Origin of the sequence: Staphylococcus shinii, assembly GCF_017583065.1 — a bacterium.
Taxonomy (GTDB): domain Bacteria; phylum Bacillota; class Bacilli; order Staphylococcales; family Staphylococcaceae; genus Staphylococcus; species Staphylococcus shinii.
Genome location: NZ_JAGEVL010000007.1, coordinates 480,848 through 495,080, shown reverse-complemented (window position 1 = coordinate 495,080; position 14,233 = coordinate 480,848). Strand labels below are relative to the sequence as shown.

The 14,233-nt window shown below is 32.7% G+C and carries 11 protein-coding genes; 2 read left to right on the top strand and 9 right to left on the bottom strand.

The window, feature by feature from the left end:
* Positions 1 to 173 precede the first annotated feature (173 nt).
* The 6 genes from J5E45_RS12130 to J5E45_RS12105 all read right to left on the bottom strand — a co-directional run bounded on the left by J5E45_RS12130 (position 174) and on the right by J5E45_RS12105 (position 7,923).
* Complete coding sequence (locus J5E45_RS12130; RefSeq protein WP_039067725.1) at positions 174 to 1,601, bottom strand: aldehyde dehydrogenase family protein; 1,428 nt, start codon at positions 1,599 to 1,601, stop codon at positions 174 to 176.
* 362 nt (positions 1,602 to 1,963) lie between these two features.
* Complete coding sequence (locus tag J5E45_RS12125) at positions 1,964 to 3,211, bottom strand: cytochrome P450 (RefSeq protein ID WP_039067726.1); 1,248 nt, start codon at positions 3,209 to 3,211, stop codon at positions 1,964 to 1,966.
* Positions 3,212 to 3,474: 263 nt separating this feature from the next.
* On the bottom strand, positions 3,475 to 4,272 hold the full coding sequence (locus J5E45_RS12120; RefSeq protein ID WP_039067728.1) for a TerC family protein: 798 nt from the start codon (positions 4,270 to 4,272) through the stop codon (positions 3,475 to 3,477).
* A gap of 362 nt (positions 4,273 to 4,634) precedes the next feature.
* Positions 4,635 to 6,197: a peptide chain release factor 3 gene (locus J5E45_RS12115; protein WP_069792986.1), complete on the bottom strand. Its 1,563-nt coding sequence runs from the start codon at positions 6,195 to 6,197 to the stop codon at positions 4,635 to 4,637.
* A gap of 12 nt (positions 6,198 to 6,209) precedes the next feature.
* Complete coding sequence (locus J5E45_RS12110) at positions 6,210 to 6,449, bottom strand: YueH family protein (protein ID WP_039067742.1); 240 nt, start codon at positions 6,447 to 6,449, stop codon at positions 6,210 to 6,212.
* Entirely contained in the window at positions 6,439 to 7,923 is a 1,485-nt protein-coding gene (locus J5E45_RS12105; RefSeq protein WP_039067866.1) for a UDP-N-acetylmuramoyl-L-alanyl-D-glutamate--L-lysine ligase, read from the bottom strand. Before J5E45_RS12105 ends, J5E45_RS12110 begins: the two co-directional genes overlap by 11 nt.
* Before the next feature lie 442 nt (positions 7,924 to 8,365).
* On the opposite strand from J5E45_RS12105, the gene J5E45_RS12100 reads away from it, so the two are divergent.
* Together J5E45_RS12100 and ltaA are read left to right on the top strand one after the other, a co-directional pair.
* Positions 8,366 to 9,541: a diglucosyl diacylglycerol synthase gene (locus J5E45_RS12100; RefSeq protein ID WP_039067743.1), complete on the top strand. Its 1,176-nt coding sequence runs from the start codon at positions 8,366 to 8,368 to the stop codon at positions 9,539 to 9,541.
* Complete coding sequence (gene ltaA, locus J5E45_RS12095; RefSeq protein WP_069792987.1) at positions 9,519 to 10,706, top strand: lipoteichoic acid biosynthesis MFS flippase LtaA; 1,188 nt, start codon at positions 9,519 to 9,521, stop codon at positions 10,704 to 10,706. Before J5E45_RS12100 ends, ltaA begins: the two co-directional genes overlap by 23 nt.
* A gap of 362 nt (positions 10,707 to 11,068) precedes the next feature.
* Here the strand turns inward: ltaA and J5E45_RS12090 are convergent, their stop codons facing one another.
* From J5E45_RS12090 to J5E45_RS12080, 3 genes are all read right to left on the bottom strand, one after another.
* Complete coding sequence (locus J5E45_RS12090) at positions 11,069 to 11,578, bottom strand: YjcG family protein (protein WP_039067746.1); 510 nt, start codon at positions 11,576 to 11,578, stop codon at positions 11,069 to 11,071.
* 85 nt (positions 11,579 to 11,663) lie between these two features.
* A complete protein-coding gene (locus J5E45_RS12085; protein WP_069792988.1) occupies positions 11,664 to 12,410 on the bottom strand; it encodes an esterase family protein in 747 nt (248 codons plus the stop codon).
* Positions 12,411 to 12,505: 95 nt separating this feature from the next.
* A complete protein-coding gene (locus J5E45_RS12080; RefSeq protein WP_039067749.1) occupies positions 12,506 to 14,077 on the bottom strand; it encodes an alanine/glycine:cation symporter family protein in 1,572 nt (523 codons plus the stop codon).
* Positions 14,078 to 14,233 lie beyond the last annotated feature (156 nt).

Here is a 14,233-nt window from a genome sequence, read left to right as displayed (position 1 = left end):
AGTGTAACAAAATAAAGACAGCGTGACGCCACTAGCTGTAACTTTATAATTATTCGATGAACAAAAATTATTATATTCAAAATAAATAAAAATTAGTTATAAATGACTAAAGAAGTAAAAGCACGGAACCCTCAATTTTTGGGTTCCGTGCTTTTTGCTGACGGTATTAATTTTTATTCATAATAACCTGCAATTGATTTAACTTCTAAAAATTCTTCAATACCATAATCGCCCCATTCTCTTCCTATGCCTGATTGTTTATAGCCGCCAAATGGTAAATTGTATGCCTGTCCAAATTCATTAATCTCTATAATACCAGCTTCAATAGAACGGGCAACTTTATGGAGGGTCTCTTTGTCTTTTCCATATACGTACCCTGCTAATCCATATTTTGTATCATTTCCAATTTCAATAGCTTTTTCTATATCTTGATAAGTTATAACAGACATCACAGGACCAAATATTTCTTCTTGAGCGATAGTCATTTTATTATTAACATCACTAAAAATCGTAGGTTTAACAAAGTAGCCTTTTTCAAGTTGTTCTGGCTTTCCTGTACCTCCATAGATCAAAGTAGCACCTTCTTCGATGCCTTTTTCTATATAACTTTGTACACCTTCATATTGCTTTTTATTAATGAGCGGACCTAAGTCTGTTTCTTCAGACTGTGGATCGCCAACTTTCAAGTTTGACATTTTCTCTTTTGCCGCTGCTAAGAATTGTTCTTTCATAGACTCTGGAATAATTGTACGACTTCCTGCTGTGCATTCTTGACCTGTATTATTTACAATTTTTCTTACAGCTCCTTCTGCTGCACTTTCTATATCAGCATCTTCTAAAATAATGTATGGTGATTTTCCACCAAGTTCAAGAGATACTTTTTTGAAATCTTCACTGGCTTTTTCCATAATTTTAGCACCAACGCCTCCAGAACCAGTAAATGACATCATACGTACTTTAGGATGCTCAGTTAAAGGATTACCAACGTTTTCTCCATCTCCATTTACTAAATTAAAAACACCTTTAGGGACGCCAACCTTTTCAAATATCTCTGCTAGAATTATCGCGGCGTATGGCGTTTCTTCAGAAGGTTTTAACACAACTGGACAACCAGCTGCAAATGCCGCAGCGAGCTTAAGTGACGTTTGATTAGTGGGGAAATTCCAAGGTGTGATCAATCCAGCAACCCCAATACCTTCTTTTATAACTAGGTTGTTATCACGACGTTCTTCGAATTCAAAATCATCTAGCGCATCTCTCGCTGCCGCAAAATGATTGAGTCCCATCTGATAATGTACTTTTTCCGACACTTTTAAGGGAGCGCCTAATTCTTCTGTCATTGCTTGGATTAAGTCTTCTTTACGATTTTCATACTCTTCGACGATTTTCGTTAACAAATCTTGGCGTTCTTTGACTGAAGTATGGCGAAAACTAAGATAAACATTATGTGCAGATTCCACTGCTTTATCTACATCTTGTTTGTTACCTTTAGCTATTTCACCGATTTTTTCTTCAGTTGCTGGGTTAATGACATTGATAGTTTCTCCACTTGTACTTTCAATCCATTCGCCATCTATATACTGTTTAACTTGCATTCTCATCTTTCAACACATCCTTTTTAAAATTTATTTCGCAATTTCTTGGGTGTTGACCTTAAATGCTCAGTATTTTTTCTAATGTTTATATTCTCGTATGCCTTATTACTGAGCATTCCTTTTTGTTAATAAGTTAAACATACAATCGTGATTTTAAGCGCTATTTGTAAGATCTAATTTACATGTTATATTACTATCTTTCATATCTACATCAATTTTAAAAGCTTAATAAACTTTTTAGAAGTGTCTTTAATATAAATAATAATTACGTAGCGTCATTATGGAATTATAAGGTTTTCTAGTAACTATCTACTCCTACAACTAATTAGAAAATTTAACGTTTCTGTAAATATTTTTGAAAAATAAATTTATATAAACCTAACATTATTAATTATGAAACCATCGTTGGGTACAGCTGGTATATCATTAAAATTAAAATCAAAGCTTTGTTCTGGTATATCATAAGTAATATGTTTAATTAAAAAGTCCATCGTAGCTTTCAACATGGCCATTGTTACAAATTCTCCAGCACAGCGATGACCAAAATCATAACTGCCACCACCTTGAGGTATAAAATTAAAAGGCGTTTGTTCCCAATGTTCAAATCTTTCGGGTATGAATTGTTGAGGGTTGGACCAGTCTTCTGGATGTTTATTAGTTCCATACAAATCTAGAAGTGTGATTGTGCCTTTCTTAAATTTAAAACCATTATATTCAAAATCTTTCTTTACTTTAGCTACTGTAAAAGGAAAAAAAGGATAATATCTTCTTGTTTCTTGTAAAAACATCATAATTTTTTTCTCCTCGCCATTTTGTAGCTTTTTTGCTTCTTCTGGGAATTGGTACATTGCAAGCCCAATGTTAGCCACCCATACAGATACCGCTGTCATCGGTCTTAATAAGTTTAATATTTCAACGGCAACTACTTTTTCTCCTAACAGTTTTCCATCGATATCATGGAACCAAGAAAACTTATATAAAGCTTTATCTTTGTCTAAATTGAAATTTCCATTTCTTATATCATGAACTAATTCTTCTATCCATTTTTCAGCTTTTATTCGTTCTCTTCTACTTTTCCAATGTTTTAATCCAACTGATGCGGCATTTTCAAATAAATTTGATAATTGTGAAGCGCGTTTATCACTTTCATTTTCTTTTAAAGGGACTCCTGTCCATTCACACGCAGTTTGTAAAAAAACTTTCTTTGAAGCTTCATACATATTAACGTTTTTCCTATTAGATATATGGTCGAAATAAGCTAACCAATATTTATAGATTAATTTGCTAATTTCGACCATTTCCTGATTACCCATTAATTCCATAAACATACCTTTTCTTTTGTAATGAGCACCTTCATCTAATCCTTGTACACCCCCCTCTCCAAAAAGTGTTTTATTAACTCGAGACGGGGCTGCACCTTGTCTTTTAAATAATTCATTATCATAAAAAAGTTCTGCTTGCTTACGCCCACTCAAACAATACATTTTTTTGCCTATCAATTTTGTTTGGAATATATTAGTATTCAATGCTTCACGCCTATTAATTATAAAATAGTACCCTTCTTTTAATAACTTTAGAGTATGATCAAAATTTTTATCTTTTGGTGCCTCTTTCATTTTATCCCCCCTATTCCTTTCTATTATTGCCATATATATAATTTTAAAACAGAAACTATTTTAATTGGTTAGATATAAAATTTAAAATTATAATTTTCCAAATTATTAATATAAAGCTAACAACGTTAAATTATAGTTATAACTTTATATTAATATTTAAAACTGGATAAATAAGAGCAAAATTAAAAGGCCTGTTCCCTTAAATGTATAGGAACAAGCCTTAGTATTTATGAACTAACTTCGAAAATTTAAAATTTATATATTTATTTTTTCTCTTTTTTATTTTTACGAACAGAACCTAACCAACCAATGATGACTAACAAAATCATAACAGACCAGAAGATTGACTGCCAAACAACGCTGTGTGGGAAATGTTCATCTAAAACTCCGATATCTGGGTGAGCAAGCACCATAACAACTAATTTGATACCAACCCAACCAACAATTGCAAAAGCTGCACCTTCTAAACCTGGATATTTATTTAATAGGTTTACAAACCAAGTTGCAGCAAAACGCATTATAACAACACCTAGCATGCCGCCTAAGAACATAACAACAAATTGGCCTAAATCCATTCCACCAAAATGGATACCTACTGTTGGTAAGGTAACCGCTATAGCAAGTGCCGCAAGCATTGAATCAATCGCAAAAGCGATATCGGCAAATTCTACTTTTAACACTGTGCCCCAGAATGATTTAGCACTAGCATGTATCTCTTCTCCAGATTCATCAAAATGATGATCATCACTACCATCGTTCTTATCATGGTCTTTTTCCTTAAAGAAGGATATCAAATTCCGGATAGACATATATAGCAAGTATAAAGCACCTAGTGCTTGTATCCACCAGAAATGTGCAATAACACTAATTAAGAATAAAGATAAGAAACGGAATACAAAAGCACCAAGCAACCCATAGAACAGCGCTTTTTTACGTTGTTCAGGCGGTAAATGTTTAACCATTACTGCCATTACAACTGCATTATCTGCAGCTAATAAACCTTCTAAAAATACGAGTACTACTAACACCCATAGGTAAGGTAAAATCAAACTCGGATCCATATAGGACATCTCCTTTAGTTTTTTACATAAAAATAGAGACCTAAGCTAAGTCAGTGCATATGTTATCCTTTTATCGTATTTTAATAAACGTATAGTAAATTAAATACAATTCACAGACAATATACACTGTTAGCAAAGGTCTCACTCGACAGTTTTATTCTGCCCATCTTACCGGAAGTATTATACTTCGTAATGACGATAAAAATGACTAAGTTAAAAAGAATATATCAATATACATTTACCTATATCTAGGTATTACTTGCATGCTTCATATATCAATTTAACTTTAGTTAAGTTACTCCCCTCTGACTACATAGTCATAGGTATTCTATTAATATGGTTATTATACACAAAAACAAAATTTATAACAATCCATATAATTTAATTTCTGGGAATTTTTCTTCAAACCATCTTGTAGCAAACTCATTTTCAAATAAAAATACGTAGTTATCATATACATCTTTAACTAAAATAGAACGTGTAGAGCTCATCTTATCTTTGATGTCTTCTTCATTTTCTATCCAACGTGCAATTTTTTGACCAACTGGCTCCATAACAACGTCTACATTATATTCATTCTTCAAACGATGTTCGAATACTTCGAATTGTAACTGACCTACAGCACCAATAATAATCTGGTTTGTGTGTAATGCCTTATAATATTGGATTGCACCTTCTTGAACTAATTGTTCGATACCTTTATGGAAATGTTTTTGCTTCATCACATTTTTGGCTGATACTTTCATAAATAATTCTGGTGTAAATTGTGGTAGTTCTTGGAAACTAAATTTTTGATTACCACCAACTAGTGTATCACCAATTTGATAATTACCTGTATCATATAGACCAATAATATCACCAGCAACCGCATGATTTACAGTTTCTTTATCATCTGCCATAAACGAAGTTGAACGAGTGATTTTTTGTTTTTTGTTTGTTCGTTGCAAGTTAACATCCATACCACGTTCAAATGCACCACTAACAACACGCATAAAAGCGATTCTATCTCTATGTTTCGGGTCCATATTTGCTTGGATTTTAAATATGAATCCTGAAAAATCTAAATCAAAAGGACTTACTTCTATGTCTTCTTTTGTTTGACGTGCATTTGGCATTGGCGCATGGTCCACGTATGCATTTAAGAAATTTTGTACACCGAAGTTTGCTAATGCCGAGCCAAAGAATACAGGCGTTAACTCACCATTCAATAGTGCTTCATTATCAAAGTTTTCACCCGCTTCTTCAACTAACATAAGTTCATCAATTGCTTGTGCAAATGCGCTATCATTTTTCATTTCGTGGTCTTCTTTAAGCTCATAGTCATCGTCTAAGTGTAAGATATTTTCTTCATCTCTAAATGGTTCAATTGTATGCGACTCTCTGTCAATAATACCGAAAAAGTTTTGCCCCATTCCAATTGGCCAATTCATAGGATATGTTTCTATATCTAATGTAGATTCTATTTCATCTAATAATTCAAATGGTTCTTTCCCTACTCTGTCTAATTTATTGATAAACGTAAAAATAGGAATACCTCTCATTTTACAAACTTTGAATAGTTTTAACGTTTGAGGTTCAATACCCTTTGCGCAGTCAATAACCATAACTGCACTATCTACAGCCATCAAGGTTCTGTATGTGTCTTCAGAAAAATCTTCGTGGCCTGGCGTATCTAAAATATTAATTTTATAATGGTCGTAGTCAAATTGCATTACTGAACTGGTAACAGAAATACCACGCTCTTGTTCAACTTTCATCCAGTCACTTGTAGCGAATTTCCCGCTTTTTTTACCTTTAACTGTACCTGCTTCTCTAATTGCACCACCAAACAGTAATAATTTTTCTGTTAGTGTTGTTTTACCAGCATCTGGGTGAGAAATAATTGCAAAGGTTTTTCTTGATTCTACTTCTTCCTTTATATTCATTTATAATCTCCTTTAATTCTCCAATATCCATTTAACGATATCATCAGCAAAACGTGTCGCTGTTGACTCATCAAGTAATGTAAATAAGTGTATCACAAGTTCCTCTTTCATATCATCTTCATTTAAAGTTGATTCTACTTCTAACGACCAATTTATTTCAGGAATTGCTATAAGAAATAATTGATTTACTACATTTTCATATATATACACATTAGGCTGGATGTCATTGAAGTTGATTTTTTTAACTTTCATGAAAACCTCCGTCAAATTTTTTATAAGCCGCTTCTAATCCAATAAGATCGTCACGATGCGGTACTTTGATATGACCAGGCATAATTTGATATGGTTCTCGACCTTTTGAAGCTAATACCACAGTATCCCCTGGCTCAGCAATATCTATAGCATGTCTTATGCCATCTGCACGATCATAAAATTCAATATAGTTATCATGTGTTGCACCTTTAGCTAATTCTTGTGTTAATTTTTTAGGATCATCATCCGCAGGGTTGTCAGGTGTAAAGATAACATAGTCTGCTCGGCATGCTACACGTCCCATTTCAGGCGTTTTAGTTAAATCACGTTCACCTGCCATACCACATAAGAAAATTAATTTTTGTTTGGCGAATGGCTTAACGGCATCAATTAATTTATCCATTCCATCTGCTGTATGTGCATAGTCTATAATTAGATCGATTGGTAGTGAAGGATCTAATACTTCTAATCTTCCTTCTACAGGTTCTAAATTTTCAACAGCTTTTATAATTTCATTAAACTCAATACCTTTACTCCACACTGCAATCATTGCAGCCATAATGTTAGAAACATTAAACAGACCAACATAAGGTGATTTTACATAGAATTTCCCTTCAGGTGTATTAAAATTAAATTTAACTCCTTGCAAGGATTCTTCAATCTGTTCCGCTGTAAACTGCGCATCATTATTGACCCCGTAAGTGAACACTTCATATGGTGTTACTGAGCTAAGATATTCTGAAAAAGGATCATCATTATTTAACACAACATATTTATCTTGTGATAAATCTTCACCTAATTGGCTAAACAATAGTGATTTAGCGTGACCATAAGACTCCATTGTACCGTGAAAATCTAAATGATCTTGTGTTAAATTTGAAAAAATGGCTACATCGAAATCCACGCCACGAAGACGACCTAAAGATAAACCATGACTAGATACTTCTAATGTCATTGCTTCAGCACCTGCTTCAACTGCTTCATTCACTTTCTTTGTTAATGATACAGTTTCTGGCGTTGTATTTGCTCCTTTTGATTTAACTTCATTTATTTGAAACCCATTTGTGCCTAAGTAAGCACTACCTTTATTTAATTTTCTATGAATATGATGTATCATCGTGGCGATTGAAGTTTTGCCATTCGTTCCTGTCACCCCATATGTTACGAGTTGCTTACTAGGATAATTAAATAACATATTAGCTAGCAAACTTGCTACACGTAAAGTATCTGGGACAATGACTTGCGTTACATCTCCTATAATTTGTTGTTTTTGGTTAACAATAATAACCTCACAGCCCTGATCTACCACTTCTTGGCAAAATTTATGGCTGTCTACTGTATAACCTTTTGATGCTACGAATATACTGCCGTGTTGAGCAGTACGAGAGTCAGTTGTTATATCTGTTATATTTCTATCTAACGTGCCGAAAACTTGTTTCACTTTAATTTTTTCAAACAACACATTTGCTTCCAACATATATCGCTCCTTTATTTCCAATACTTCTATTATACACATTTCCCGATGTTTTTATAGAATCTAACTATTTGATATTTATAATTTCTTCCTATTATATTAAGCTGCTTGAACGCTTAAATATACTCAAGTACCATCTATTTAAGTATTGTAATCTTTATATTGTAAGAATATTAACTACATGTTATCAAAATGTTAAAACTTTCTATATATTTTGTTATTTACAGAATATAAGCTTATTGTTTTAACAAAAGTGGTAATATATACATATATAACAACTTTATTTTATTAGATTTTAATTTCCCAATTTAGTATGAATCATTTCACAAGCGTTTGTAAAATGATATAATTTAAATTAATTGTGTGTTTTTTCTTTCACACCTCAAGTAAATACGTTAAAATTACCTTGAGCTAAATATAAACTATTGGAGGGTGGCTTTTAATGGTTACTCAAAATAAAAAAATACTGATAATTACTGGATCTTTTGGTAACGGGCATTTACAAGTTACGCAAAGCGTAGTAAACCAATTTAACGAAATGAATCTAGACAATTTAACAGTTATTGAACATGATTTATTTTTAGAAGCTCACCCGATTCTGACTTCTATCTGTAAAAAATGGTACATTAATAGTTTTAAATATTTCAGAAATATGTATAAAGCTTTTTACTATAGTCAACCAGACCAATTAGATAAGTGTTTCTACAAATACTATGGACTTAATAAATTAATGAATTTACTTTTAAAAGAAAAGCCAGATCTTATTTTACTAACTTTTCCAACGCCGGTTATGTCTGTATTAACTGAACAATTTGATATGAACATACCTATTGCAACAGTAATGACAGACTACCGCATGCAAAAAAACTGGATTACACCACATTCACATAAATATTATCTTGCTACAGAAGAATTAAAAGACGAATTTGCAAGTATCGGTATACCAAGGAATAAATTGAAGGTAACAGGCATTCCAATTTCTGATAAATTCGAAGCGGATATCAACCAAGGAGATTGGTTACGCCAAAACAAATTAGATCCCAACAAACCAACTATATTAATGTCTGCAGGTGCATTTGGTGTTTCAAAAGGCTTTGGCCAAATGATTCAAGAAATCTTAAATCGAAGTCCTCATGCGCAAGTAGTTATGATATGTGGTAAAAACAAAGACTTAAAACGTTCGTTATCTAGTCAATTCAAAGCTAATAATAACGTTCTTATTTTAGGTTATACAACAAATATGAATGAGTGGATGGCTTCCAGTCACTTGATGATTACGAAACCTGGCGGTATCACCATATCAGAAGCATTAACGCGTCAAATACCAATGATTTTCTTAGACCCCGCACCAGGACAAGAACTTGAAAATGCAGTCTACTTCGAAGAAAAAGGTTTTGGTAGTATTGCAAGCACACCTGAAGCAGCAATAGATCAAGTTGCTACATTAACAAATGAGCCAGATAGATTAGCTGCAATGTCACAAGCAATGGATGCTTCTAGAATTCCATATTCAACATACAAATTATGTAAAGATTTATTAGACTTACTTAATCATTCATCTCGATATGAGGAAGTTTACGGAAAGGTTCCTTTATATGCAAAGCTCTTCGTTAAATAATTATGGCACAAATAAAAATTTTATAATCATGCTAATCATCTTATTCTTAATGGAATTTGCTCGAGGAATGTATATTTTAAGTTATTTATCATTGCTTCCAACAGCAACCTCAATTGCTGTTGGTATAACATCTATTGCTATTTCTATACATTTTATTTCAGATGCAGCTACAAACTTTGTGATTGGTTTCTTACTTAAACGCTTAGGTACAAAATTAGTACTAACTTTAGGGTTTTTACTTGCTTTTGCCAGTCTATTTTTAGTTATCTGGTTCCCTACTTCACCTATAGTATTAATCATCAGTGCCGTCTTATTAGGTATTGCGGTAAGTCCTATATGGGTAATCATGTTAGCAAGTGTTGATGAAAAGAACCGTGGTAAACAAATGGGTTATGTGTACTTCTCTTGGTTACTAGGTCTACTAGTAGGTATGGTTGGCATGAATATTATATTTAAATTTCATCCGACGCAATTTGCGTTTTTAATGTCACTTGTTGTATTAATTGCTTGGATATTATATTATTTCGTAAAAATTAGACTCACAAATTATAATACTCGCCCCGTTAAACAGCAATTAGGTCAGATAGTAAATGTCACAAAACGACATTTACTTCTTTTTCCGGGGATTTTACTACAAGGTGCTTCAATTACTGCTCTTGTTCCTATATTACCTACATATGCAACAAAAGTTGTCGGTGTTTCAACAGTTGAATATACGATGGCAATCGTATTTGGTGGCATTGGCTGTGCGTTTTCAATGTTGTTCTTATCTAAGATAATTGATAATCATGGCACATTATTTATGTACAGTGTAATATTTAGTGGTTTTGTACTCTATACACTTATGATATTTGCTTTATCATTAATTACTGAAATTACATTAGTTTGGATATTAGCAGTATTTATTGGTCTTATGTATGGTATCTTACTACCAGCCTGGAACACATTTATGGCAAGCCATATACATTTAGATGAACAAGAAGAAACTTGGGGCGTATTTAATAGCGTTCAAGGTTTTGGCTCTATGATTGGTCCACTTGTCGGTGGTTTAATAACTGAGTTTTCAAATTCAGTAAATAACACATTTTATTTTTCAGCTTTTGTATTCTTATTCTTAGCAGTTTTTTATGGTATCTATTTTATCAAACATAAAAAACACATTTAGAGGATTCTTAAATTTTAAAATAAATAGGAAAAAATGTTAAGCTTAATCAAGTTATCAATTGAAAATTATCATTAGCCAACCTTAAATATACATGTACGCATGAGTTATAACAACTCAAAAAAATTAGAACATGAAACTTAAAATGTATCTAGTTAAAAAAACGTCAATTTCTATTAAAAACATATAGAAATTGACGCTTTTTTTATTTTCATACAATTTTTCACCTTGCTTACGCCTAGATTGTATACCTACCAAAATTATAATATTTTAAATATAAAAGAGAGCTAACCTAAATTGATTAGCTCTCTATCTTTTTATGTCTAAACAAGAACTGTTCAGACAATAATTAAAATGAAACATGTTTACGCTAAATTAAAGTTTTCTAAAACTTTCCATTTATCTTCTTTTTCATCGTAATAAACTAAAGAAAGTTGCTCAATTGTTTCTTTGTAGTCAATTCCCGCTAGCTTCAATTGTCCATAAATATCTTCAAATTCTTGACTCGTCAACCCTTGGGCAATAGTAAAATGTGGTACAAATGAATGATCTGCAACCCCATAAAAATCGCCTTTGTTAAATTGATTAAATAAGTTTTCTAAAGTTTCTGTTTTTTCAACTTTAAAATAAATAACATTTGTAATCGGCGCAAAATTAGATGCTTTTGTTGCATGAACATCGACCGTTGGAATGCCTTCGATTCTCGATTTGATTGTCTCTTTTACAGACTCTAAATCGTCATCGTTTATTTTAAATTGCCCCTTTATCGTTATATGCGGCATAATAGATGCATAATGAGCATCATAACGCTTACGATATGCATTCACTTCATCTTGAAATGCTTTTGACGGAATTAATGCCAATCCTAAAATCATTTAAATTCCTCCTTTGTTTAACATAATTACATTATAGCAAATTTCAGAAAAATTCGTTACTCTAAAGTCAATTTATTTCAGAATATTAAAATGAAATATTATCAGATAAAAAATATTTTAACATTTCATCAAGTAAATATTGCCATGATTTCCATCTATGACCGCCTTCAAATTCTAAATAATGGTACGTAAAACCATTTGTTTTAATAATTGAATTTAATTCACGATTTGGTGTTAAAAAATCTGCGGTTTTACCAGTAGTCGGTAACTTGAAATTTTCCTCTTCTAATCCAACCGCATGCCAAATTGAAAGTTGCTCTTTAAATTGACAGCGTTCAATCAATGTCTGGATAGCCTCATCATGTTGCGGACTTAATAATCCCACTTGACTAAATATACGCGGATACGACAATGCAGTAATTAAGGCTGCGCTACCAGCTAAACTATCTCCTAAAAGAACACGCGCATTACCTACTTTAAACGTTGGGAATGTCTTATCTATAAATGGTAATATTTCATTAGCCATAGCTTTCACAGTCAACGGTGTACGCGCACCTTGAGGGTGAAATTCTGCTCTTCTTTTATCAACGTCTTCATAGTGAAAACCTACAAAAATCGCTCGCTCAATTTCATTGGCTTCTCTTAACTTTTCATAAGTACGATGGATTCTACCAAAAGCAAAAAAGTCTGCCCCATCAAAGCAAAAAACAACTTTATATTTAAATAATTCTGTAAAATCCTTAGGTAAATAGATAGATAACGTAACATCTCTATCTAAAATCTCGCTAGGAAAATTAATCTTATTGATATTTCCTGGTTGAAAGTCATACATAAATCATGCGCCCCCTAGTAGTCTTATAGACATTGTACCAAGAGACGCATGATTTTAAAATATTTCAACTTAACTTTTACAAATTGAGTGATTACTTAATCATCAATTTTTTCTTCTTTGAGGCGCTGAGGATAATCTTTTAGCCAGAAAACAGCATTAGGCACTTTACTAGGATCTGGTTTATAAATAGCGCGTTTACCTGATCCAAGTTTTTTCTTTTGCTTTTCATAATCTTTCAACGCATTGATTGCTGGCTTGTGTAGTATCCAAATAGCAATAATATTTAACCATGCCATCATACCTACGCCCAAATCACCCATCATCCATGCTAAATCTGCAGTTTTAACTGCACCATATACTGTCGCTAAAATCAGAACGATTCTTATAATATTAATATATATAAAAGTGGTTTTCTTCGAACTTCTTCTAGTTAAGTACGTAATATTGGTTTCAGCAATATAATAGTATGCCAATATTGTTGTAAAGGCAAAGAAGAATAATGCAATTGCGATAAAGTATGATCCAAATCCTGAGAATGCAGGATCAAAATGATATCCACTGCCATGGAAAGCTTTATCAATACCCGCTTGCGCATACATCGCTGTACCTGAATAATCTTTATCTCCATTCGACATTTCTACAAATATTCCATTATCCTTAATCATACTTGCTTTACCATCTGACATCGATCCGCCATCAGTAACATTATATGTACCTGAGAGCAAAATAATTAAAGCAGTTGCTGTACAAACAAATAGTGTGTCTATATAAACTGAGAATGATTGTACTAATCCTTGTTTAGCTGGATGAGATACTTCTGCTGCAGATGCAGCGTGTGGACCTGTACCTTGTCCTGCTTCATTCGAATATAGTCCTCTTTTAACCCCAATTTCAATCATAGCGCCTACAATACCACCAAAAGCCGCTTCAAAACCAAATGCTGATTTAAATATCAAAGCAAATAGAGCAGGAACTTGTTCAATATTTATAAATATAATTATAACTGCCATTAATATGTACGCAATTGCCATAAACGGAACGACTGCAGTTGCTGCATTTGCAATCCACTTAATACCTCCAAATATGATTAAGCCAATTAATGCCGCTAAGAATAGTGCTACTATCCAAGGTTCTATACTAAACGCATTTTTCATCGAACTTGAAATTGCATTAGACTGCACGCCTGGTAATAATAGCCCCACTGATATAACAGTAACGATTGCAAATATTAAACCGTATATCTTCCCTAATTTCCCCTTAATACCGTATTCAATATAGAATGCTGGACCGCCTCGATATTGACCTTTCTCTTCACGTTTATATATTTGTCCGAGCGTGGATTCTATAAACGCACTACCAGCACCTAAAAATGCTGACGCCCACATCCAAAATATAGCACCAGGTCCCCCAATAAATATAGCTGTCGAAACACCTACAATATTACCAGTCCCAACTCTACCTGCTAAAGATAAAGCTATTGCTTGGAAACTAGATATCCCTGTAGGTGATTTTTCCCCTTGAAACATTAAACGTATCATTTCTTTAAAATGTCTAAGTTGAAAAAACCGCAACATAAAAGAAAATAATACCCCTGTAACTAACAATCCATAAACTAATGGTTTGCTCCAAACAATATCATACAACCACGTAAGTAATCCCTCTAACATAACGTATCCCCCTTGTTGTACTATCATGTAAAATGATATATTTTTCATTATTATACACATATATAATATTCCGCGCAACGTATTCATTAAGTTATCTTTTTCACGAATTATATATTTTATTCTCTAATTTATATTAAATATTTCAGAGTACTATAT